Annotated in this window: 10 protein-coding genes; 3 read left to right on the forward strand and 7 right to left on the reverse strand. The window is 66.4% G+C overall.

The window, feature by feature from the left end; all coding sequences use genetic code 11:
* The first annotated feature begins 29 nt into the window (after nt 1-29).
* From BMY68_RS22370 to BMY68_RS22380, 3 genes are all read left to right on the forward strand, one after another.
* Nucleotides 30-491 carry a YccF domain-containing protein gene (locus BMY68_RS22370; RefSeq protein WP_009044436.1) on the forward strand — a complete coding sequence of 154 codons (462 nt, stop codon included), beginning with the start codon at nt 30-32 and terminating at the stop codon, nt 489-491.
* A 200-nt stretch (nt 492-691) separates the two neighbouring features.
* Nucleotides 692-1,666, forward strand: a complete 975-nt coding sequence (locus BMY68_RS22375; RefSeq protein WP_085534317.1) for a response regulator — start codon at nt 692-694, stop codon at nt 1,664-1,666.
* Between the two features lie 20 nt (nt 1,667-1,686).
* Nucleotides 1,687-2,604: a LysR family transcriptional regulator gene (locus BMY68_RS22380; RefSeq protein WP_085534315.1), complete on the forward strand. Its 918-nt coding sequence runs from the start codon at nt 1,687-1,689 to the stop codon at nt 2,602-2,604.
* Here the strand turns inward: BMY68_RS22380 and BMY68_RS22385 are convergent.
* The 7 genes from BMY68_RS22385 to BMY68_RS22415 form a co-directional block, all read right to left on the reverse strand.
* Entirely contained in the window at nt 2,601-6,170 is a 3,570-nt protein-coding gene (locus BMY68_RS22385; RefSeq protein WP_085534430.1) for a PAS domain-containing protein, read from the reverse strand. The genes BMY68_RS22380 and BMY68_RS22385 overlap by 4 nt on opposite strands.
* Before the next feature lie 119 nt (nt 6,171-6,289).
* Nucleotides 6,290-7,747, reverse strand: a complete 1,458-nt coding sequence (locus BMY68_RS22390) for a TolC family outer membrane protein (RefSeq protein WP_085534314.1) — start codon at nt 7,745-7,747, stop codon at nt 6,290-6,292.
* A gap of 81 nt (nt 7,748-7,828) precedes the next feature.
* Nucleotides 7,829-16,804: a TcdA/TcdB pore-forming domain-containing protein gene (locus BMY68_RS22395; protein ID WP_085534312.1), complete on the reverse strand. Its 8,976-nt coding sequence runs from the start codon at nt 16,802-16,804 to the stop codon at nt 7,829-7,831.
* Between the two features lie 121 nt (nt 16,805-16,925).
* Nucleotides 16,926-19,067 carry a type I secretion system permease/ATPase gene (locus tag BMY68_RS22400; protein WP_085534310.1) on the reverse strand — a complete coding sequence of 714 codons (2,142 nt, stop codon included), beginning with the start codon at nt 19,065-19,067 and terminating at the stop codon, nt 16,926-16,928.
* Nucleotides 19,068-19,069: 2 nt separating this feature from the next.
* On the reverse strand, nt 19,070-20,452 hold the full coding sequence (locus BMY68_RS22405; RefSeq protein WP_085534308.1) for an HlyD family type I secretion periplasmic adaptor subunit: 1,383 nt from the start codon (nt 20,450-20,452) through the stop codon (nt 19,070-19,072).
* On the reverse strand, nt 20,452-22,563 hold the full coding sequence (locus BMY68_RS22410) for a type I secretion system permease/ATPase (RefSeq protein WP_085534306.1): 2,112 nt from the start codon (nt 22,561-22,563) through the stop codon (nt 20,452-20,454). The genes BMY68_RS22405 and BMY68_RS22410 overlap by 1 nt, the downstream gene beginning before the upstream one ends.
* 261 nt (nt 22,564-22,824) lie before the next feature.
* Nucleotides 22,825-24,387, reverse strand: coding sequence for a TerC family protein (locus tag BMY68_RS22415; protein ID WP_085534304.1), 1,563 nt, complete (start codon nt 24,385-24,387; stop codon nt 22,825-22,827).
* Nucleotides 24,388-24,557: the final 170 nt, after the last annotated feature.

The following is a 24,557-nucleotide window of genomic DNA, read 5'->3' on the forward strand; positions in this document are numbered from 1 at the left end:
CCTTCACGGTTCAAACAAGGAAGCTTCACATGAGCGCCATCGGCAATTTTCTCTGGTTTATCCTCGGCGGCATTTTCATGGGCCTGTGCTGGTGGCTGTGGGGCATCCTGGCCTTTATCAGCATCGTCGGCATCCCTTGGGGCCGGGCCTGTTTCGTGATCGGTGCCTTCTCGTTCTTTCCGTTCGGCAAGGAAGCGATCAGCCGGCGCGAGCTGAACAACAAGGACGATATCGGCACCAGCGGCCTGGGGGTGATCGGCAATGTGCTGTGGTTTGTGTTCGGCGGGATCTGGCTGGCGCTGGGGCATGTGATGTCGGCGCTGCTGTGCTTTATCACGATCATCGGCATTCCCTTCGGCATCCAGCACCTGAAGCTGGCGGGCATCGCCCTGGCACCGATCGGCAAGACCATTGTGCGCAAGGAAGTGGCCGCCGCGGCGCGTACTTTCAATGCCCAGGATGCGGCGCTGAAACAGCGTCAGCCGGGCTGAAGTTCAGGCGCGGAGACCTCGTCGAGGCCTCCGCCGCTGCGCATGCCGGCCGGCATTCTCCCCACGCTTGCGCACTCCGACTGCCCTCAAGCTCGCAAATCGCTACACCTTTCACCCGTGCCCCCTGCGGCAACGCACCAGCGCGACCGGCCGATCAAATAAAGTAAACTGCCGCCCTCTCTTGATCAGGCGCCCCCGTCATGCCCGCAGAGCACGCCCCCAAGCCCTATACCCTCCTGGCGATCGACGACGACCCGCAGTCGTTGATCGTGCTCTCGAAAACCCTGACGAGCGAATATGAAGTGCTGCTGGCGAAGAACAGCGAGCGTGGCCTGGCCCTGGCCCGCAGCGCCAGCCCCGACCTGATCATCCTCGACATCCTGATGCCCGAGATGGACGGTTTCCAGGTGCTCAGCGAACTCAAGAGCCACCCGGCGACCGCCGCCATCCCGGTGATTTTCCTGACCTCGCGCAGCAGCGTCGAAGACGAACGCCTGGGCCTGCTGCTCGGCGCCGCCGACTACATCGCCAAGCCGATTTCGCCGCCGGTGGTGCTGGCCCGGGTGGCGACACAACTGGGTTACCGCGACAAACCCCTGCACAGCCCGCAACCGGCGGCCGAGCCCTCGGCCGGCAGCGACATGCGCGACGGTTTCGTCGGCGCCCTGGCCTTGCAGCTGGCCGGCAACCCGCGGATCCGCCTCGAGGCGCTGCTCGACACCCTGTCGATCCTGCTCGACAGCGGCGTGACCCAGAGCGACCCCGCGGCGTTTCGCAGCGCCGCCTGCCTGGCCCTGATGGGCCTCAACCAGCCCGGCGGCAGCATCGGCCAGGCCCTGGCCCACAGCCGGGTGCTGATCGAGGAGATTCTCGCCCACGCCGACCCGGAAGACCGCATCCTCAACCTCGCCTGGAAAATCACCCATGCCGCGGCGCTGCTCCAGGGCGACCGCGGCCCGGCAAGCCTCGATCTGCCGCTCTCGGCCCGCCTGTTCGCCCTGGCGCTGGACTACCACCTGAGCCTGCTGCAACCCGGCGGCGACCTTCCCGGCCGGCACGCCCAGGCCATGGCGCGGATGTCTCAACAGCCGGGGTTCGAGCAATGCATCGCCTGCGGCCCGGCGTCGCTCTCGGCGGCCTTGCTGAGTTCGTCACAGAGCTTTTTCGACCTGTGAACGGACAGTGAGCCTTGCCCATGCCTAACCTCGCCGACCTGGAACTGTTCGTGCTGATTGCCGAGCTGCAGGGCCTGTCGCCCGCCGCGCGCATCATGTCGATCACCCCGGCCGCCGCCAGCCTGGCGCTCAAACGCCTGGAAAACCGTCTCGGCGTGCGCCTGTTCACCCGCTCCACGCGCACCATGAAACTCACCCCCGAGGGCGTGCGTTACCTGGAAAGCGCGCAGCACGCCCTGAAGATCCTGGCCAACGGCAAGCGCTCGTTGACCCACGACGACGGCATGCTGGAGCTCACGGTGTCTTCCGACCTGGGCCGCAACCTGCTGCTGGACCTGCTCGCCCGGCTCAAGCAGGAACGCCCGCGGCTGTATATCAAGCTGGCCCTGAGCGACAAGGAAGAGGACCTGCTCAAGGGCCGCTTCGACGCGGCGCTGCGCTACGGCAAAAGCCTGGCGCTGGACCTGGTCGAACTGCCGGTGCTCAAGCAGCACCACTTCATCGCCTGCGCCGCGCCCGGCTACCTGGCCGAACATGGCACGCCCGAATCGCCGGAACAGCTGAGCGAGCACGAGTGCATCATCTGTCACAGCATTGGCCGGCCAGAGAGCCGCTGGCGTTTCCATGCGCCGGGCCAGGTCGAGGACGTACGGGTGCAGGGGCACTTCTGCTGCGACGATGGCGATGCCGCGCGGCGCTGGGCGGTGGCCGGCCATGGCGTGGTCTACCTGCCGCTGTTGAACGTGGTCGAGGACCTGCTCGCCGGGCGCCTGCTGCCCCTGCTCCCTGGCTGGCAGGCCGACGCCGCGCCGTTGAGCCTGGTGGTATCGCACCGCTCGCAAATCACCGAGTCGCTGCGGGCCCTGCACCAGTGCCTGGTGGAGCACTGCACGGACCGGATGGCGCGCTACCTCGAGCTGACCTGCGCCGCGCGCTAACCCTGGGCCGCGCGCAACTCGACCAGCAGCGCATAGGCCTGCTGGAACTCCAGCCGATAGATCCGCTCCTGAATCGTCCGCAGGGCGCCGCTACGGCTCTGTTCGCACAACTCATCGATCAGCGCCAGGGCCTGCGCATTATGGTTGTGCAGCAGCTTGGCCAGTCGCTCCAGTTTTAACAGCTGCTCACTGCCCAGTGCCTCGTTGTCCCGGACCGGAGGCTCGGCACCCGCCGTTGGCAAGCACACCAGGCCGGCCAGCAGCGGCTCCAAGCACAACGCCAGCTGGCGGATCAAGGGCACCAGGTCGGCCTGCCCGGCACACTGCTCCTCCAGTTGCCTGGCGGCCTGGCGGACCGCGGTGGCGCCGATGTTGCCGGCCGCCCCCTGCAGGCTGTGGGCCAGAAAGCCGATGGCCTGCAAGTCCTCGGCGGCATGGGCCAGCCACAGGCGCTCGATGACCTGCTGCTGGTCATCGCGAAAATCCGCGAGCAGCTTCTGGTGCAGCGCCAGGTCCTGGTTCACCACCGCCAGCCCCAGCGCCGAGTCGATGCCCTCGTAGCCCGGGGTCGAGACGCCGCTGGGCGGATCCGCCGCAATCGCCCCCGGCGGCAGTTCCAGGTGCTTGATCCAGCGCACCAGGGTCCGATAGAAGGCCGTGACCTCCAGCGGCTTGCGCACCAGGTCGCTCATGCCGGCGGCCAGCACCCGGCCCTGGATATCGGCCTGGCTGCTGGCGGTCACCGCGATGATCGGCAGCGAGCGCAGGTGCGGGTAACCGCGGATCTTGCGCGTGGTGCCGTAGCCGTCCATGACCGGCATCTGGCAATCCATCAGCACCCCGTCGAAGCGCTCGTCCTCAAGCAACCGCTGCAAGGCCTCGGCGCCGTTGGCGGCCAGCACCACCTGGACCCCGGCGCGCTGCAACAGGCCCTGCAGCACATCCTGGTTCAGCCGGTTGTCCTCGACCACCAGCACCCGCGTCCCCGCCAGCAACCGCGCGTAGTCGTTGACCGTGCACAGCCCCGCCGCGCCGGCCACCGATGGCGTGGCCGGCGCGCTGCAACTCGCTGTGGGCGATTCCTGCGGCCGCCGTTGCGGCACGTTCAACTGCACGGTGAATTTGAACAGCGCTCCCTGCCCCGGCTTGCTGTGCACCCAGATGTCGCCCTGCATCATCTGCACGATTTTTTTCGAGATGGTCAGCCCCAGGCCGCTGCCGCCGTAACGCCGGCTGATCGACAGGTCGGCCTGGACAAAGGCATTGAACAGCCGCGCCTGCTGCTCGTCGCTGATGCCCACCCCGGTGTCGGTGACGCTGAAGCACAGCAGGGCCTTGTCGTTCCACTGGCGCACCAGGCACACGCCGATGCACACATGGCCGGCCTCGGTGAACTTGATCGAGTTGTCCACCAGGTTGGTCAGCACCTGGGCCAGGCGCAGCGGATCGCCGACATAGCTGCGCGGCAGCAGGGCGGGAATGTCCAGGCGCAGCTGCAGCGCCTTTTCTTCCGCGCGCTGGCGCACCAGCAGCAACACATCGTCCACCAGTTCGCGCAGGTCGAAGCAGACCTGCTCCATGCTCAGCTTGCCGGCTTCGATCTTCGACAGGTCGAGCACGCCATTGATGGTGCCCACCAGGTTGCGCGCCGCGCGGTCGATCTTCTCGATGTAGTCGCGCTGCACCCGCTCCAGGGGCATGTCCTGCACCAGGTGGGCCATGCCGATGATCGCGTTCAGCGGCGTGCGGATTTCATGGGACATGCTGTCGAGAAACTCCGACTTGGCCTGGGTCGCCAGCTCGGCGTCGCGCCGCGATTGCTGGATCTGCGCCTCCACCGCCTTGCGCTCGCTGATGTCGAAAATCACCCCGTCCAGGTACTGCGGCACCCCGTCCACGACAATGGTCTGGCCCTTGTCGTAGACCCAGCGCACCTCCTGGCTGGCGGTGATGATCCGGTACTCGAGCATGTAGCTGGCGCTGCCCAGGCAACCGGCGAAAATCTCCAGGTCGTCGGGGTGGACCAGGTCGCGATAGCTGTGCCCGGCGAGGAAATGCGCCGCCGCAAAACCGCTCAGCCCCTCGATGGCCTCGCTGACGAACACCATGGTCCGCGCGCCGTCCGGCAGGCTGCGAAACACCACCCCGGGAATGTTGGCGATCATCGATTGCAACTTGGTCTGGCTGTCGACGATCGACTGCTGCACCTCGACCGCCTGGGTGATGTCCTGCAGCACGCCGGTGACCCGCGTCGGCGTGCCATCGGCATCGCGCTGCATGACCCGGCCGATGTCCAGCACCCATAGCCAGCGCCCGCTTTTGCTGCGCATGCGGTACTCGGCGCGGTACTCCTCGACTTCATTGTTCAGGTGCGCCCTGAGCCTGGCCATGACCGGTTCATGGTCCTGGGGATGGACCAGGCAGGCCCAGCGATCCAGGCCATTGCCAAAGGTCTGGTCCAGCTCCTCCTTGCTGTAGCCGAGGATCCGCAGCCAGACATCGTTGTTGATGACGATCCCCAGGCTGACGTTCCAGTCCCACAGCCCCAGCGCCCCACTTTGCAGGGCCATGTCCAGGCGTCGCTCGCTTTGCTCGATCCGCGCCACGTCGGCCTTGTGCCGCCGGGCATCGGCCAAGCGCCGCAGGCCGCCCCACAGCAACAGCAGGAACACCACGGCGCTCAAGCCCTTGATCAGCAGCACCTGCTCGGCCGGCAGTACCGTATCCAGGTCGCCCAGGGTGACCAGGGTCCAGGGACCGCTGGGGTCGTTCCAGTCGAAATCGACCCGGGACAGGCTGTAGCGCCGGCCGTCCAGCTTGACCTGCGGCTGACGGGCATCGAACGGCAAGCGTTCGGGCACCCCGTGGGCGAACGGGTAGTCGCCGAACTGGCGGCGGATCTCGCCGCCGAATTCGCGCAGCGACCAGGCGCGATCGGCCTTGAGCAGGAAATCCGGAGTGCTGGCGGCCAGCACCACGCCGCTGGGCGACAGGATCATTTTCAGGTCGTCGCCATACTGCTTGCTCAGGCTGGTGTCGAGCATCTTGCCGTCGAAACGCGCCACCAGGACCCCGATCACCTGATCCTGGCGCGTGCGCGACTCGTAGACCGGGACCGCCATGTAGAACATGCGGGTGCCGGTGGTGACGCTGATCGCGCCATAGACGCTGCTGCCGCCGTTGAGCGCCACCTTGAAGTAGGGCCGGAAGGCCACATTCAGCCCCAGCGGCGCCTGGCCCTGGTGATCGTGGGCCGCCACCACCACCCCGTCGCGGTTGAGGACAAAGGCGTGGTTGGCGCCCACCACCATCGACAGCGTCTTCAACGGGATCGCCGCCTGCGCCATCAATTCTGCCGAGGGCTCGCGCTCCAGGATTACCCGTTTCAGCGAGGGGTTGTGGCGCCCCAGGATCGACAGCGCGCCAATGGCAAAACCGTCGGACTTCCACTGCTGCAGATCCGCGGCGTACTCCTGGGTCTGCATCTCGATACTGGCCTGGTAGACGTCCTCGACCTGCAGGCGGTAGTAGTTGCCCAGCGCCACCGCGGCACCGACCGCGAGCACCACGCCCAGGGCGTAGCAACACCGTCTGTGGCTGTCGAAGAAGTTGGTTAGCCTGTGCAACACCTCGCCCCTTTACCTGATAAACCCGTGCGCATACGCCTGTGCCCTGACAAACAGCCTCAACGCGCCGCCAGCCGGCGTGGAAACTCCGGCGGCAGGAAATCGCGGTCGGGATCGTAGTCGGCCTTGAGGTAATCACCAAGCGCCTTGAGGTCCTGGGGCGACAAGGTTCCCACCGACTGCTTGAGCCGCAGAGTGTCGAGAATGTAGTCATAGCGGCTGTCGTTGTACTGGCGCACGGCGTTATACAACTGGCGCTGGGCTTCCAGCACATCGACAATATTGCGGGTGCCGACCTGGAAGCCCAGTTGCGAGGCCAGCACCGCGCCCTGGTTGGAGATGATCGACTGGCGCCGGGCCTTGACCTGATCGACGCCGCTGTTGAGGCCGCGATGCAGGTTACGGGTCTGCTCCACCACCTGGCGCCGCAGGTTGTCGTTGAGGTACTCGCGCTGGTTCATCCGCTGGTGGGCCTCGCGCACCTGGGAAGAGGTCTGGCCGCCGCTGAACAGCGGAATGTTCAACTGCAGGCCGACGGAGCGCTGCTCGACATTGCCGCCGTAGCCGCTGCCACGGATATCGCTGTTGCCATACCCCAGGTTGTCGTTGTCGCCGGTCTGGTAACGCAGCACCGCGTCGAGGGTCGGCGCGTGCCCGGCCTTGCGCGCGCTCAGGGTCTGCTGCGTCGCGTCCAGGGCCTGCTGGCTGGCCAGCAGGGTCAGGTTCTGGCGCACCGCGGTATCGACCCAGCGCCGGGCATCGTTGGGCTCGGGCAACAAGATCGGCATGTCATGCCGCACGCCCTGGATCGCCGCGTATTGCTGGTGCGTCAGGGTGTCCAGGGCCTCGAAGGCATCGTCGGTGCGCTTCTGCGCGACGATCCGGTTGGCCCGGGCGGTGTCATGCCCGGCCTCGGCCTGGAGCACATCGGTACGGTCCGACAGGCCCAGCTGCAAACCCTTCTCGGCCAGTTCCAGCTGGCGCTTGAGCGCCGCCTCTTCCGCCTTGGCCGCCGCCAGGGCGTCCTGGGCCTTGAGCAGGCCGAAATAGGCCTGGGCGCTGTCGAGCATCAGTTTCTGCTCGGCTGCCGCCAGCTCCAGCCGGGCCTGCTGGTCCTCGGCTTCGGCGGCCTTGAGGCTGAACCAGCGATCGGCACGGAAGATCGGCTGGTTCAGCACCGCCTGGTAGCTGGTGCCGCTGCGCCGGGTGTCCTGCCGTGGCTGTTGCAGGGAGGTGCTGGTGCCGTTCAGCTCGGCGCTGGCCGACAGCGTGGGCAGCAGCCCGGCCCGGGCCAGGGGCACCACCTCGGCGCGGGCGGCCTGGTCGGCACGGGCCGCCGCCAGTTCGCTGTTGTTTTGCTGGGCATCCAGGTACACCCGCCACAGGTCGCTGGGCAGGGCCTGGCGCGGGTGTTCGGTGGCCTGCGCCAGGGAGGCCGCCAACAACGCGGCCAGCAACAGAAGGACAAGCAGCCAGCCGGCAAGGGCTCGCTGCCGCGAAATCATGGGGTTGATCATGGTTTGCTGTTCTACATAAAGAAGTGATTCGGCCGGAGACAGGAGAGGCTTTGCGCCCCTCCTGTGGTTGCTCCCGCGTGGTCAGGTCAGTGAAGGCACCAGCACCGCCTGGGCGGCCTGACGGTTTTGCGGCAGGTGCTCACGCGCCCCGCCGGTGTCGGCGAAGGCCGCCATGGCCCCGCTCAGTTTGGCCAGGCTGGGCCCCTCGGCCTCCGTCACCGAGGCGATGTCGTTCGCCGTCGGCACGGCCTGGCGCTCGCGCGAGGACAGCTCGAACAAAGCGTCCTTGGCCGATCCCGCCTGGGCAAAGCCCTTCACCAGCTGATCGACACTGATCACCGACGAGTCGCCTTGCAGCTCGACCTGCAGATGCCGGTGCGCCGCGGCCTGGCTGCCCAACACCTGGCGCAGCACCAAGGCCGTGCCAGAGCCGGCGTCGGTCAGCAGCACGTCCTCGCCCCGACGGCTGACGAGGATGTTCTTGCCATCGGCCACCGGCAGGATCAGGCGGTCCAGGGCCTGGCCCGGGTCATCGTTGTCGATCACCACCGTGCGGTAATGCACCCACATCGCCGGGCTGAAGCGGTAGGTGTCGCTGGCACCGCCACCATGCAGCACCACCCTGTCGAGCCCGGCGATCAGCGGCGGCGCCAGTTCGTCCTGACGACCGCCGCCGCCCTGTAGCAGCAGCGAGGAACCGATACGCTCGACATTGGCGTAGTGACCGAGCTTCTGCGCAGCCCCTTCCTTGACCTTGTACAGCACCTGTTCCGTCGGGCTGTAGACGTAGGCCGAGCGCTGCGATTCGGCGGCCACCCCGATAAAACGCAGGTCGCTCGCGGCGGGAATGCCGGTGCTGGCGAACATCCGCCCGCTGGCGACATCGAACCAACCCAGGCTCTCAGCGCCTGGCAAGGTCAGCACGCCTTTGGCTCGCCACTGGCCAGCCACTTGCGCCAGCGCCTGGGACAGATTGCCCAGGTGTTGCTGCTGCCAGCCCTTGTCGAGCGCCACCAGCTGCACATCGCCGTTGTTGGCGCGCAGCAGGATTTCGCCCTGCACCGTCGTCAACCGCAGCCCGGCATCCACCTGGACCGCCGAGCGCAGTTGCACCTCGGGCATCGGCAGCGTGGCGGCGGGCAGCTGCGCCGAAGCCTCAAGCACCTCGTCGCCGCCGAACGCGGTCGCCAGCGCCTCGGACGTCATCGGTGCCTGGAGGTAGAGCTTGCCGCTCTCGGGCTCGAACAGCCGCGCGCTGGAGCTGGCGCTGTCGAAGCCGAGAAATTGCAGCGGCTTGCCTTGCAGCGAGGACGCCGCCACGACCACCTGGCCGTTGTGGTACCACACCGGCAGCGCACTTTTGCCGTCGGCGGCCTTAGCCCCGAATACCGCCAGGGTGGCGTTGCTGCCGTTGACACTGGCCAGGTCCTGCCACCAGGTGCTGCGGCCCTTGAGCCAGTGCTCGTTGACCGCTTCATAACTCAGGCGCCCTGTCGCTTCGATCCGCGCGACCAGCCCGTCCTCGGTCACGGCCAGCAGATGGCCGTTGAGTTCGAGCACATTGGCCAGGGTCGGCGTGGCCAGGCGCAAGGCGCTCGGCTGGCTACCGTCGAGGACTTTCTGCCCCGGCCCTTCCTGGCGGAACAGCACCTTCTGCTTCTGGCTGTAGAAGAAAAACACTTCCTGGCCAGCGGGCTGCGGCATGCTGCCGGCGAACACCAGGTCCGCCGGAATCGGCCAGGCGCTCTGGGGTTTGCCCTGGGCATCCACCGGCGGCTGCTGACCCGCCGGGGGCGCCAGGTTCGGCTTGATCACCGTGCCGTCGCTGGTGCGCACCCAGTAGCGGTGCGCGACTTTCGCGTTATCCAGGCCAAACACCGTCACCAGCGCCGCGGCGCTCGGTTCCATCATCGGCGCGCCCAGGCTGTACACCGGGGTGGCCCGCTGCGTGGCCTGGCTCTGGTAACCCTGGAGCAGGGTCTTGAGCGCATCGCCATGCTGGTCGGTACGGGCCGACAGTTGCAGCAATGCGTCATCGCCGACCACCCCGACCAGCTCCATCCGGTCACCGAGGATGCGGAAGTTCAGCTCGGCCTCGCGCTCCTTGAGCTGATAACGACGGGCCAGGTAGACCGCCTCGCCCTCTTGCCAGAACCGGCTGATCCGGCCTGCGCTCTGGTTGAACGACGGGGCGAACTGCGCGTCGACCTTTCCGGTGGCGATCTCGACCCGCCACGCCGCGGCGTTCTCGGCGTCGACGAAGTAGGCATGTTCGCCGATGACCGCCCCCAACTGGGCGTTCCTGGCCTGCTCCACCTGGGTGTCGGTGAACAGCATGCGCTTGTTGGCGACGTCGTAGAACGCCCGGCCGACATTGCGTCCTTCGTGGCGGTAGTTATCGACGACCACATACTGACCGTGCAGCTGATGGGCCTTGGCCAGCTCGCTCAGGTGCTGTTCGATACGCTGGCCAGGCAGCTGCCATTTGCTCGCGTCTTCCTCCACCACCCGGGCGCTCATGCCGGCGAAATCGACTTCGCGCACCTCACCCTTGGCGTTGACCACCAGCACCTGGCCGTTGCTCGCCGGGTCGAGCTTGACCACCACGCCGCCGACCACCAGCTGGTCTTTCGACACACTGATGCTGTCGCTCTCGAGCTGGCTGGTATCGATAATCCAGCGTGACGGCGTGCCGGCCTCGCTGGCGAGATCGACCCGGGTGCCCTCATTGAGCCCCACCAGATAGCGCCCGCCCGCGCCCTTGATCTGGTAGTTCAGATAGCCGTGCAGCTCCTTGGGCAGCTCGGGTATCACCAGTTGCCGGTCACGCGAGTCGAGCAGCACCTCGATCGGGGTCTCGACGTATTCCTGGCGAATCCGCCGGATCGTCTCCTCGCTCGGGAAGATGTAGAAGTCGTAGTCGAAGCGCCGGTCCTCCTCGAGCCGGCGGATCACATCGAAACCGGTGTCATGCCGGGTGGTGGACCCCGGCAGGATCATGTACTCGTAGCTGATGTAGGACTTGGGCGTGCCCGGCAGGATCACCGCCGTGCTGTCGCCATGCTCCAGCGTACGCGTGGCGTCCTTGTAGCCGATACCGCTGCGCACCTCGATCGCCTGGCCACGATCGTGGATCATCCGCGGGAAATCCCCGGCCCAGAAAAAGTAGTTGATCGCCCCGGAACCGGTGGAGCCGTGGTGGGTGCGGTAAATGTACTGGCTGTCGAAACCGATCTGGTTGTTACGCAGGTCCAGGCGCTTGACCACCGCGCCGGCCAGCGGCACCAGCACCTTCTTCTCCGCGTCATAACGGTAGCCATTGCCTTTGTAGGCCTTGTCGAGCGTATCGAAGTAACGCCCGACCGCCTTGGCGTCTTCGGCCACCGCGCCAAAGGCCTGGGCCAGCGCGGTGAAACCCACCGCCAGGCCACCGAGGATTACCCCCGCGCCGCCGAGCACCGCGGCCGCCGTCGAGGCGCCGAGCAGCCCGGCGCCGACCCCGGCTGCACCAGTGACGAAGCTGGCCGAATCGAACGCCAGCTGGGTGCCGAACACCGCCTTCTGCACATCGTTCTCGGCATGGGCCAGTTCATAGGCATCCAGGCCGACCATGGCCCCGCCAAACAGCACGCCCGCGCCTTCGTTGACGGTGTGGCCCAGGGTCGAGGCAAAGTCCTTGAGCGAGGTTTCGGCGGCCATGGCTTCGCCGCGCAACGCGGTCTGCACCAGTTCGGTGACCTTGACCACGTCCTGCAAGGTGCCATGGCCGATCTGCGCCAGGCCCAGGTAGCTGTGGATCTTCAGCGCGGTGGCCAGGTCCGGCGAAACCGTGCCCTGGGCTGTGTCCTTGCGGTTCTTGTCGGCAAACCACTGGATCAGCGTCTGTACCGCGAAGCCGGCGTTCAGGCCGTCCACCGGCGATGCTTCACTAACGCCGGCGCGGGGCCGTATCTGCCCATGCTCCAGGGTGAAGTGCTGGTTGAACACCCGCATGTGCTCATCGACGAAACGCCGGAACTCGACAAAGGTGCCATCGTCGGTGGCCAGCCAGCGAGTCTGCTCGGGTTGCTCACGGTTGATGAACTGGACCCGATAGCCGCCCTCCTTCTGCTCCTCGATGTTGGCAATGATCGGTATCCATTGGCCGCCCAACTGATGTTCCTGGGCCAGCCGGGTGCTGGCGACTTCGAAGCGCGCGCCCCACTGCTCGGCGTCTAAGGTGGTCAACGCCGCCCCCAGGCGCAGGTCTTCGCTGACGCGCTGCCGGGCGTCCACCGCCTGCTCGACCTGGCGGCGCTGGCCGATGACCCCGGCCAGTTCCTCGGGCCGCGACAGATCGGCCACATTCAGCCCGTTGCCCACCGGCACCTCGGCCATCTTGCCGGTGTCGATCTCGATCAGGTTGAAGGCCGGCAGCGACTTGGTGCCGAACGAGCCATAGTGCGCGGCCAGGTTGCGCTCCACCAGGTGCTGCTGCATGGCCTTGGACAGGGCCTTGGTGGAGTCGAAAGCGAAGATCCCCACGTTCGGGTCATAGAAGTAGTAGCGACGGCCCTCGGCGGTCTGCGTGCTGCCCACCATCATCGAGTGATTCTGGGTATTGAGGGCAAACATCGAGGTGCCGCTGCTGGCGGCCAGCCGCGATACCACCTCGGACAACTTGACCTGCCCCAGCTCCCTGGAAGCCTGGACCGCTTCGACATTGGAGTGCAGGCGGATCAGGCTGTTCTTGAGCAGTGTCGAGCTGCCCGCCTGAGGGTCGGCGGAGGCCAGGAACAGCTTCTGCACCAGGCTGTTGACGCCCGCCTCGCCGCCACTGGCCAGGGCCACGGCCATCGCCCGGACCAGGGGGTAGCAACGGCCGCCGGAACGGTCGCCCACCAGCGACAGGTAGAAGTCCTGCGGCGCCAGCCGGTCGAAGACACTGCCGGCCTTGTGGAAGTCTTCACTGAACACCGCGGTCTGGCGCAGCACCTTGTCGATGTACTCGGCCTGGGCGGTTTCCGTGATGCGCCCGCTCAGGGCGCCACGCTCGCGGGGCGTGAGGGTGCCGTCGAGAAACAGCTGCTTCATCTCCAGGGCCGACATCCTGTCGTCCACCCCGGGGATCTTGATCTCACGGAAATCCCGCAGGCCATCACTGAACGCCGTGCCGCGCGCGCCGCGCTGATAGGCCTCGGCAATCGCGTAACGCTCGCCGACGCTGCTGGCGCGCTCCTCGCCCCCGCCCTGGATCGCCGTATCGTCGGTGCGCACCACCGCTGTGGTGCCGTCCTTGGCCTTGATCTGCTGCCAGAGCCAGGTCTTTTCCACCGAGCCGGCTTCGCGCAACACCGGGTCGTACTGCGCCCGGTAGTAGTCCTGGGTGAGGTTGAGCTGCTTGATCTGCTGGTCGATCAGGCCCTTGTCGCTGGCCCCGCGCCGGTCTTGCTGGAGTTGGTAGCGCTTGTCGGCCAGCTGTTGGATATCGGCGTTGACCTTGGCCTGGACCGCTTCGCGCAGCTGGTTCCAGGCGGCGATCGCCGGATGCTCGGGAGAAAAGGCGCCCTCGCGGTAGACACCGTCGGCCACCCCTTCGACCGACACGCCGAACTGGGTCGCGACTTTCTTCAGGTTCTGGTGCACCTGTTCGCGGTAGGCGGCGAACTCGGCCCGGTTGCGTTCCACCACCTGAAGGTCGGCGTTCTGGATCTGCAGGGGTTGCGCGCCGTCGCGCAGCTTCGGCCAGACCATCTGGCCGTCGCGTTGGTACTCCTGGCGCTGGAACACCAGCTGCCACTGGCCATCGACATACTGCATGTAGGCCGCGGCCAGGCCCTCGGCGGTGCCGGCGACCTGATAGTCCTTGTAGTCGACCGCCATCACCACGTTGTCGTACAGCAGCGAGCTGTTGACCCGACCGTCGTGGTAGACCCGGAAGGTATTGGCGTCCAGGCTGGTCACCACCAGCGAGCAGCCCGACAAGGTCCCGGTGAAGAGGAAGCTGCCCGCGGCCGCGTGCTTGGGAATGTCCACATAGGCCGGCGCGGCATTGGCCTGGTTCGGGCCGTTGTAGCCGAGAAAATACGCCGGCACGCTGTTGCCGCCGGCAACGTCATTGGCGCTGTGCTCGGTGTATTCGAGCTCGTACAGGTTCGGCGCGACCTTGACCAACTGCACGTTGCCCTGGGCCGGCAAGCGTCCCGACTTGACCAGGGCCTCGGCACTGAGGGTATGGGTCTTGGCGAACTGCACAGGGTCGGCGGCGAACTGACGAATGTCGGCGCTGCCCTGGCGCGGCTCGAACCCGGCTCCCAACGAGGCCAGCCCGGTCTTGAGCTGCAGGTCCTTCGCCGCCTGCCCCAGCAGCGCGGGCAGCGGGCCAACGCTGGTGAAACGCGGCGGATGGAACTCCTCGGCCACCGGCAAGCCTTGGTTGACGATGGGCAGCACGCGGGCCATCACCCCGTCATACAGCTCGCCGTGCAACGCCTCCCTGCTGCCTTCGGCGCGGTAGCGGTCAAACATCTGCAGCAGGTCCTGGCCGATACTGCCCGGCCCCTGGGGTTCATAACGGGCGGCGACATACAGGGTCTCGAAGAACGAGTGGTAGCCGTTGCGGATCATGAAGGCCGCGTTGGCCATCTGGAACTGCCAGTACTGCTTGACGCTCGGCGCGCCACCGAACAACTCCGGCAAGGCATTGCTGACGGTCTGGGTGGTCCCGGAAATGCCGCCCACGAAGGGCGTGTCCAGGTCGTTCATGTAGCGGGTGGCGGCATTGCCCGGGTCGGGACGGAACTGGCTGTAGCTGCGGTACTTGTCGTCCGCGATCAGGAAGGTGGTATCGGCCTGGGCCTGCTCCGGGTGGGTATTGAGGATCAGGTAGGGGTCGGGCTGATTCAGCCGGTTGTTGATCATGACCTTGTCGGCGCCACTCTGCGGCGCCAGCGCGGCATGGGCATTGACCGGCACCGCGGCCTTGGAAAAGCTGTCGGCCACCGGGCGCAGGGCATGGAACAGCGCCTGCTTGCGCAGGCTGCGGCCCTGGTCGCTCGACAGCAGCGCCTCGACAGTCGGGCGCAGTTTGCCATCGGCTGGCTCCAGCCCTTCGGCGCCACGCAACAACAGGGTCAGCAGCTTGCTGTCCAGGGAACGCTCGACCGCCACCTGATCGAACACATGCACTTTCGGGTTGCCAGGATGCTGCGCCGCGTTGGCCGCGGCGACCCGTTGGGTTTCCGCCTCGATCGCCCGGGCCCGCCATGGCTCGTACAGCGGCGCCAGCAGCAACTTGGCCTGGGCAATGTCGCTCTGCACATAACCGCCTTGCAGGACCTTGGCCACCGCCTGGTTGTTCACCAGCTTGTCGGCCAGGCCGAACAGCAGCGCGTCGTTGTCGCGGCTCTGCCAGACCGACGCGGCGAAGGCCTGCTCCCAGAGCACCTTGTTCAGGTTGTTGCCCTTGATATCGCGCAGGCTGGCGCGGCTGTGTTCCGGCATCAGCACCCCGGCCGGGGTGATGTGGTTGCGTTCGAGCAAGCGGGCCAGCTGCTGCGTGAAGGCCGCGCGTTCGCGGCTGCCTTCGAACAGGCGGCTGGCCTTGATGCCACCGTCGCGCAGCTGCTCCAGCTTGTCGAAAAACGCCGCGTTGTATTGATACAGGGCTTCGGTCTGCGCCTTGCTCAGGTGGCTGCTGCTGACCTTGTCGCCGTCGACGGTCATCAGCGTAAAAGGCGTCGCAGCGCGGTACTCGCCGCCCTGAGGCATTTCCAGCAGGTACTGGCGCTCGGCAAGGCCCACCGAGCGTTCGAGCTCGTGGATATTGACGAAGACGCCGTCACGGTCGGGGTGGTAGCTGTTCTGGCGAAAACCTTCCAGGCCAATGGTCTGGAAGCTGGCGATGTCGGCGTTCTGGTTGATCAGCTCGCTCAAGGCGCCGGCCAGGGGCACTTTGCGGGTGACGGTGGTGCTGGGCGACTGGCCGGAAACCTGGATGCCGACCTGGTTCGGCACCTTGCGATCGACGCTGGTCAACAGCAGCTTGTGGCCGTTGCCCAGCACCTGGGCCTTGAAGCCTTCGCGCAGGGAGCTTTCCGACACCAGGTGGTTGGCGAAGTACTGCTCGACAAAGGACGTCTTGACCAGCACCGAGCGAATCGGCGCGTAGGTCGGCGAGCGGAAGGACGGCGGCTCGTTCTTCAGCCGGTACTGTTGCTGCCAGGCCAGGGAGCGGGCCGCGGTGCCGAAGGAGAAGTTCAGCACCCCGTCGGTGGGCACCACCAGCCTGCCGTTCTCCAGGAAGAAGTCCTTGAAACGCCCATCGGTGCTGGCATTGACCAGCGCCACGTTCATGCGGATATAGCCGGGGCGCTCTTCCATCATCAGCAGGGAAATGTTCACCGGCAGATCGTCGGAGGCCCGGGGCGCCTTGGCCAGCGCGTCGAGGCTCGCGGCCTGCAGCTCGGGCGTGGCCTTGAGCAAGGTGTTGTAGCGGGCGCTGACGTCCTTGTAGGCCTGCAGCTCGGAGAACAGTGTCACGTAGGCCTGGCTGAAGGTGGAATCGGCCACCTGAATGGTTAGCTGCTGCTCCAGGCGCTTGATCCGCCCATTGAGCTTGTCCTGCTTGGCCAACGCATCAGCCTTCAAGCCCTTGATGTCCAGTTGCTTGGCGCCAGCGGGGCTGAGCATGCCCAGGGCCTTGCTCCAGGTGCTGTCATAGTGACTGATCGCCGTCTGCTGGCGGCTGTACAACTGGATGTCGCGGTCCAGTTGCAGCTTGTAGACGCTGGTGGCCGGGGTGTCGGGAATGGCGTTCATCTGTTTGCGGCGCTGTTGCAGGGTCTGCAACTGGTCGCCGACCGAGACCGGGTTGTCCTGCATCTGATAGTGCTGGGCGGCCAGCACGCTCAGGGTGCTCTGTTGCATTTCCAGCAGGCGCTCGCCGACCTGGGCGATGTACGCGGCGCGCTCGTCGGCGCTCATGTTGAACCATTCGGTTTGCCTGCCTGCCGCCTTGATCTGTTGATCGATCAGGGTATTGAGCAGGCGCGTGAAGTCCTTGGACATGGAAGCCATTGCAGTGATCCTTTGTCTGTTTTGAGCGAAGCCCTTCGTGGCGCGAAAGGCTGCCTGTCGCTATGAATATCCGGGGTGGGGAGGCATGCCTGGTTCGTGCGTACTCCTGCCGTCAGTGGGTTCAATCCTTCATCTGCAAGGCCCACTGCCGGGCATACAGCCCGTCCAGGGCGAGCAGCTGTTCGTGGGTGCCCTGTTCGAGCACCCGGCCCTGGTCGATGACCAGGATCCGGTCGGCGTGGCGCAGGGTATTGAGGCGATGGGCCACGCTGATCACCGTGCGGCCCTGGGCGATGCCCTGCAGGTTGGCCATCACCGCCGCTTCCGACTCGTAGTCCAGGGCACTGGTGGCTTCGTCCAGGAGCAGGATTCCGGGGTTGCTCAGCAGCGCGCGGGCCAGGGCAATGCGCTGGCGCTGGCCGCCGGAAAGCTGGCCGCCGCGCTCGCCGACCTGGGTCTCGTAGCCTTGGGCCAAGGCTTCGATAAAAGCCGACGCTCCCGCCAGGCTGGCCGCATGCTGCACTTCGGCATCGCTGGCCTGGGGCCGGCACAGGCGGATGTTCTCGGCCACGCTGCCGGCGAACAGCACGCTTTCCTGCAGCACCACGCTCATGTTGCGGCGCAGGGCCACCGGGTCGGCGATGGCCAGGTCGATGCCGTCCACCAGCACCCGGCCGTGCTGGGGCACATAGAGGCGCTGCAACAGGCGGGTCAGGGTCGACTTGCCGGAGCCGGAAGGCCCGGTGATGCCGACGAATTCCCCCGGCCGGATCTCCAGGTCGAGGCTGCGCAGGACCTCCTGGCCATCCTCCTCATAGCGAAAGCGCACGCCCTGGAAACTCACCCCACCCTGCAACGCCGGCACCGAGGCCAGGCCGCCGCTGCCGCTTTCGCACTCGGTGTCGAGAATGTCACCCAGGCGCCGCAGGGAAATCAGCGTGTGCTGGAAGTCCTGCCAGACCTGGGCCAGGCGCAGGATCGGCTCCACCACATGGCCGGCCAGCATGTTGAAGGCCACCAGTTGGCCGGGGCTCAACTGGCCGTCCAGCACCAGCATCACCCCCCACCACAGCAACAGCGCCGCGGTGAGTTTCTGGATCACGCCGATGCCCTGCCCGGCCCAGATGCCGACGATGCGGGTGTGGAACGCCGCGCGCACATAGGCCGCCAGCTGGCGTTGCCACTGCTGCTGGAAGCCGCTTTCGATGGCCCCGGTCTTGATGGTCTCGATGCCGGTCACGGCCTCGGCGAGAAAGGCCGTGTTGGCCGCGTTCAACTCGTATTCGCGCAAGGCCCGGCTACGCAGCAAGGGCCCCACACACAGCCAGAACAGGAAGTACAAGGCCAGGGAGCCGACCACCACCCAGGTCAGCAGCGGCGCGTAGGCATACATCACGGCGATGAACAGCCCGCAGAAGGCCAGGTCCAGCACCAGGGTCAGGGCCGAGCCGGTGAGGAACTGGCGGATCTGCTGCATCTCGCCGACCCGGGCGATGATTTCGCCGGTCTGCCGGCCCTGGAAATAGCCCAGCGGCAGCTGGATCAGATGCTGGTACAGGCGCGCCGACAACTCGGCGTTGATCCTGCTCGCCACGTTGCTGAACAGCCAGGAACGCAGCAGGCCGAACAGGGGTTCGAACAGCGCCAGGGCCAGCATGGCGATGCCCAGCACTTGCAGGCTGGACAGGCCGCGGCTAACCAGGACCCGGTCGATGATGTTCTCGAACAGCAGCGGCGTGACCAGCGCCACCAGTTGCAGCATCAGCGACACCAGCAGCACGCTGCGAAACTGCCGCATATGCTTGAGGATCGACGGCAGGAACCAGCCGATGCCGAAACCGCGCGCCCTGGGTTCGACATGCCGCTCGGCCAGCAGCAGCACCTGGCCCTGCCAGAGCGCTTCAAGCTCCTCGCGAGACAAGCTCTGGCACTGCCCCTGCAACGGCCAGAACAACCGCACCTGGTCGCCGTCCACCGCGTCCAGCACCGCCCAGCCCTGGGAGGTTTCCAGCAGCGCCGGCAACGGCAGGTGCTGCAAACGCTGCACCTGGCTTTGCACCACCCGCGCCCGCAGGCCGATCCAGCCGGCGCAGCGCCGCAGGTCGAGGCTGTCGGCCAGGCCCTCGACCCGCCCCAGGCGGTGGTTCAGTTGCGCCGCGCTGATGCTCAGGTCAAACCGTCGGGCGGCCCAGGCCAGTGCATGCAGGCCGGTATCGAGGATAGTCGGCGCCTGTTCGGCCGCGGGATTGAAGGCTGTGGTCATGCTCAACGCTCCCGCAACGCTTCGGATTGATACTCGCGGATCGGGCTCAGCAGGTAATTGATCACCCGCCGCTCGCCCGTGCGGATCTCGCCGGTCACGCTCATCCCGGCCTGCAAGGGCATCCACCCCTGCCCCGCGGCGATCGCGGCGCGCTCCAGGCGGATCCGGGTCGGGAACACCAGGCCCAGCTGTTCGTCCTTGATGGCGTCGCCGGAGACATGCTCGACCGTGCCGCGCAAGGTGCCGTAGCGGGTGTAGGGAAAGGCGTCGACCTTGATCTCCACCGGCTGGCCGGCCCTGACGAAACCGACGTCCTTGTTCAGCACCATGACCTCGGCATCCAGCTCGGCGCCCTCGGGCACGATCACCAGCAGTTGCTGCGCCGGCTGCACCGCGCCGCCCAGGGTATGCACCGCCAGTTGCTGGACCACGCCGTCCACCGGCGCCAGCAGGGTTTGCAGGCGCTGCCGGTCGCGGCCGCGGATCAATTGCTGTTCGAGCACCGCGACATCCTGGTGGCTGCGGTTGAGCAAGTCGTGCTGCTCGCGCTGGGTCCTGGCCAGGAAGCTGTCGCGCTGCTCCCGGCGGTTCTGCGCCTGGGCCTTGAGCACCTGCAGCTCGGCATGTTGCTGGGCCAGGGAACGCTCGACCTCCAGTTGTTCCTTTTCCTGTTCGAGCAATTCGACCCTAGGCATCAGTTGTTCGGCCGCCATCGCCCGGCGCGCATCGAGGCGCCGGCGGACGTTGCTGGCCAGCTTGCCCAGGGCGGCGATCTCGCCATTGCGGGCCCGCTGGTTGGCCTGGTTGATGGCGATCTCGGCGTTGAGGCTGTCGAGGTTGGCGCGGATCTCCTTCCAGGTGCTCGCCAACTGTTCCCGCGCCGCGGCGAGCTGTTCCGCGTCCAGGCCGTCAGGCGCCTGGTAACTGCCCAGCGGGTCCGGGGTCAGCAGCGCGCGGGCCCGGGCCAGCTCCAGGCGCTTGAACGCCAGCTGCGCGCGCAACTCGCTCAGCTCGGCGTCGATGCCGATCGGGTTCAGCGCCACCAGCACGTCGCCGGCCTTGACCCGCTGCCCGTCCCGCACATGGATGGCCCGCACTTCGCCGGCCTCATGGGCCTGGATCACCTTGGTGTAGCTGGAGACCATCAGGCGCCCGGCGGCGCTGGCATGGATGTCGAGGAACCCGAGGATCGCCCAGCCCAGGGCCAGCAGGATCGACAGGATCAACAGCAGTGCCGTGCCGCGGGCCCAGGGCGCGGGCGGGCGCTCGACGATCTCCAGGTAACCGGGCTGGAACTCGTATTCGTCGCGGCTGCGCCCCCGCAGCGCCGGCGCCTCGCGCAGCTGCTGCCAGGCGCGTCGCAAATGGGTCAATAAGCCGCGCATCATTCGGCCTCCTTGCGCAGCGCCTGTTGCAGCGCCCACAAGCGCGCATAACAACCGCCGTTGGCCAGCAGCTCATGGTGGCTGCCCGACTCGCTGATACGCCCCTGCTCCAGGGCGATGATGCGTTGGCAATGGCGGACCGCGGACAGCCGGTGGGCGATGATGATCACCGTGCGGCCCTCGGCGATGCGCGCCATGTTGTCCTGGATCAGCGCCTGGGATTCGTCGTCCAGGGCGCTGGTGGCTTCGTCGAAAATCAGGATCCGCGGATCGCCCATCAGCGCCCGGGCAATGGCGATGCGTTGCCGCTGGCCGCCGGACAGCGAGCTGCCGGCTTCGGCCAGCACCGTGTCGTAGCCCAGCGGCAGGCGCAGGATGAAATCGTGAGCGCCGGCCAGGCGCGCCGCGGCGATCACACTTTCCAGGGACGCCGTGGGATGGCGCAGGGCGATGTTGTGCCGCACGCTGCGGTTGAACAGGTAGTTTTCCTGCAGCACCACGCCGATCTGGCTGCGCAACCAGGCCGGTTGCAGCTGCTGCAGCGGCACGCCATCGATAAGGATGCGCCCGGCATCGGGGGTATAGAGTTTTTGCAGCAGGCGGGTCAGCGTGCTCTTGCCCGACCCGGACGGCCCGACGATGCCCAGGGTCTGGCCGGCGGCGATGTGCAGGTCCAGGCCGCGCAGCACCAGCTCCAGTTCCGGGCGGTAGCGGAACGTCACTTGCTCGATGCGCACCTCGCCGCGCAGGGCCTGCGCCGGGCGTTGGTCGCCCTCGGCCTGCTCCACCGGCAGGTTGAGCATGTCGCCCAGTTTGTCCACCGACACCCGCACCCGGACAAACTGCTGCCAGACCTCGATCAGCTTGGCCAGGGGCTGGCTGACGTGGGACAGCATCATGTTGAAGGCGATCAGTTGGCCAATGGTCATCTGCAGGTCGATGACCTTGCTCGCGCCCCAGCAGATCACCGCCACCGCCGTGACTTTCTGCAACAGTGTGACCATCTGGCTGATCGCGCTGCCCAGGGTCTGGCTGGCAAAACCGGCCTCGACCATCTCCGCCGTCTGCGCCTCCCAGCGCCGCTGCATGCGCGGCTCCACCGCCAGGCTCTTGATGGTTTCGCTGCTGCTCACGGTCTCATTGAGAAAGGCCGTGTTGCGCGCGGCGCTGTAGAACTGCCGTTCGATGCGCTTCTCCAGCGGGCCGCTGCTGGCCCAGGCCAGCAGCACATACAATGGCAGGGTCAGCAGCACCAGCAGCGTCAGCGGCCAGGAGATCCAGGCCATGACCGCGAAAAACACCAGGGTGAAGGCCACATCCACGCACAGGGTCAGCAAGGAGCCGGTGAGGAACTCGCGGATGCTGTCCAGCTCCTGGACCCGGGTGATGATCGCGCCGACCTGGCGCTGCTTGAAGTACAGCAGCGGCAGGCCCAGCAGATGGCGGAACAGCTTGACCCCCAGGCCGATATCGATGCGATTGGCGGTGTGCGCCGAAAGGTATTCGCGCAGGCCCTTGAGCAGCACCTCGAACAGGCCGACCACCACCAGGGTCATCACCAGCACGTCGAGGGTCGACAGCGCCCGGTGCACCATGACCTTGTCCATCACCGCCTGGAAGAACAACGGGGTCGCCAGGGCCAGCACTTGCAGCAGCAGCGAGCACAGCAGCACTTCGCCGAGGATCCGTCGATGGCGCAGCAGCTCCGGAACGAACCAGGACAGATCGAAGCGCAGGCCGCCCTGGCGCAGGCGAATCACCTCGCCGCTCCACTCTTCGGCCAACTGCGCGCGATCGATCACATCCGGGGTATGGGCTGAGGGTCGCTGGATCAGCGCCTGCGCGTCGGACAACCGGGCCAGCAGGATGAACGCGCCGCTGCGGTCGCGCCAGACCAGGGGCAGCATCTTCGGGGTCAGCCGGGCCAGCGCCAGACGCTCCAGGCGCAGATCGACGCCGGCGCCCCGGGCGTAGTCCTTGAGCGCCCGGCGCAGGTTGCGTTCGGTTCCCGGGTCGGCGGCCTGTGGCGCGCGCTCCTGGGTCAGTTGCAGCAGCAGTTGGCAACAGGCCAGGGCCGAGTGGACGGCCGCCGTGGCGGAAAGCTCCGCCATGGCCGGGCATTCGACCCGGGCTGGCTGCGGGGGTGTTGCGGGATTGACTGACATAGACCGCTCGTTTCAAGACCCTCGCGGCAAGAGCGAGGGTGCATGGAGATACGAAACCAGTCTGCGGTAGCCACCCGGCAATGATAATCAGCCACGGGGTTGAAAGCTTTTAAGTAAAACTTAATCAGCCGGAGCCTGGCCCCGGGTCCGAGCCATGTTCCGGGCAAAAAAAAGCCGGACTCGCGTCCGGCTTTTTCACCTCATGGCTCATGCGGCATCCTGCCGGTGCAGCAGCACCCGGGTCACTCGCCGCTCCTCCACCGTCACCACCTGCAGCGTCCAGTCCTGCCATTGCAGTCGGTCGCCAATCACCGGCAAGCGGTCCAGGAGGCTCATCACCAGCCCGGCCAGGGTCTGGTAGTCCTCGGTCGGCTCGGCGCTGAAACCGGTGCGCTGGCGGATCTGCGCCAGGTTCAAGGCGCCGCTGACCATGAAACCGCCCTGCTCCTCGACAATGTCCGGGCCTTCGATTTCGCTGGCGTCGGGCAGCTCGCCGGCGATGGATTCAAGGATGTCGGTCATGCTCAGCACGCCGACGAAATCGCCGAATTCGTTGATCACGAACGCGATGTGGGTCGAGGCTTTACGCATCTGCTCCAGGGCGTTGAGGATCGAGAAGCTGTCCAGCAGGTTGATCGCCGTGCGCGCCAGGTGTTCCAGGTTCGGCTCGTTGCCGGCCAGGTATTCCTTGAGCAGTTCCTTCTTGTGCACGAAGCCCAGCGGCTCTTCCACCGCGCCGTCGCGAATCAGCGGCAGGCGCGAGTAGGACGAATGCATCAGCCTGTTGCGGATGGCTTCGGCATCGTCGGCCAGGTCGATGTAGTCGACGTCGGCGCGTACCGTCATCAAGGTGCGGATCGGTCGCTCGGCCAGTTGCAGCACGCCGCTGATCATCACCCGCTCGCGGCGGTCGAACAGCTCGGTGCTCGGCGCTTCGCCATTGTCCAGCAGGTCGGCGATCTCTTCGCCCACCTCCTCCACCGCCAACTGGCGACCGCCGAGCAGGCGCATCACCGCATGGGCCGTGCGCTCACGCATCGGCCGCAGGCCCTGCATGGATTTCTTGCGGCGGGCACGGGCGATCTGGTTGAACAGCTCGATCAGGATCGAGAAACCGATGGCCGCGTACAGGTAGCCTTTCGGGATGTGGAAACCCAGGCCTTCGGCGGTCAGGGCAAAACCGATCATCATCAAGAAGCCCAGGCACAGCATGATCACCGTCGGGTGGGCGTTGACGAAGCGGGTCAGCGGCTTGCTGGCGACGATCATCAGGCCGATGGAAATGATCACCGCGATCATCATCACCGCCAGTTCGTCGACCATGCCCACGGCGGTGATCACCGCGTCCAGGGAGAACACCGCATCGAGCACCACGATCTGCGCGACGATCGGCCAGAACAACGCGTAAGCGGCATTGCCGGCGCGCTGGCTGACATGACCTTCCAGGCGCTCATGCAACTCCATGGTGGCCTTGAACAACAGGAACACACCGCCGAACAGCATGATCAGGTCGCGACCGGAGAAGCTCTTGCCGAACACCTCGAACAGCGGCGCGGTCAAGGTCACCAACCAGGAAATACTCGCCAGCAGGCCCAGGCGCATGAGCAGCGCCAGGGACAGGCCGATGATCCGCGCGCGGTCACGCTGGTGGGGCGGCAACTTGTCCGCGAGGATCGCGATAAACACCAGGTTGTCGATCCCCAGCACCAGCTCCAGCACGATCAGGGTCAACAGGCCAAGCCAGGCCGTGGGGTCCATTATCCATTCCATAAAAACGACTCTATCTCTCCAGTGAATTCACACAGCCGGACACGGCAAGGCAAGGCCACAAGGCCTTTGAGCGGCGAACGCAGGCCAGCGCCCAACGGTCGCGACGACCGGTGGCGAGCAGCGAAAAACAGCGAGTTCGGGGTAACGGCCGCGCCTTATGACTGGCGGAA

The sequence above is a fragment of the Pseudomonas sp. NFACC41-3 genome (assembly GCF_900109505.1).
GTDB classification, from domain to species: domain Bacteria; phylum Pseudomonadota; class Gammaproteobacteria; order Pseudomonadales; family Pseudomonadaceae; genus Aquipseudomonas; species Aquipseudomonas chlororaphis.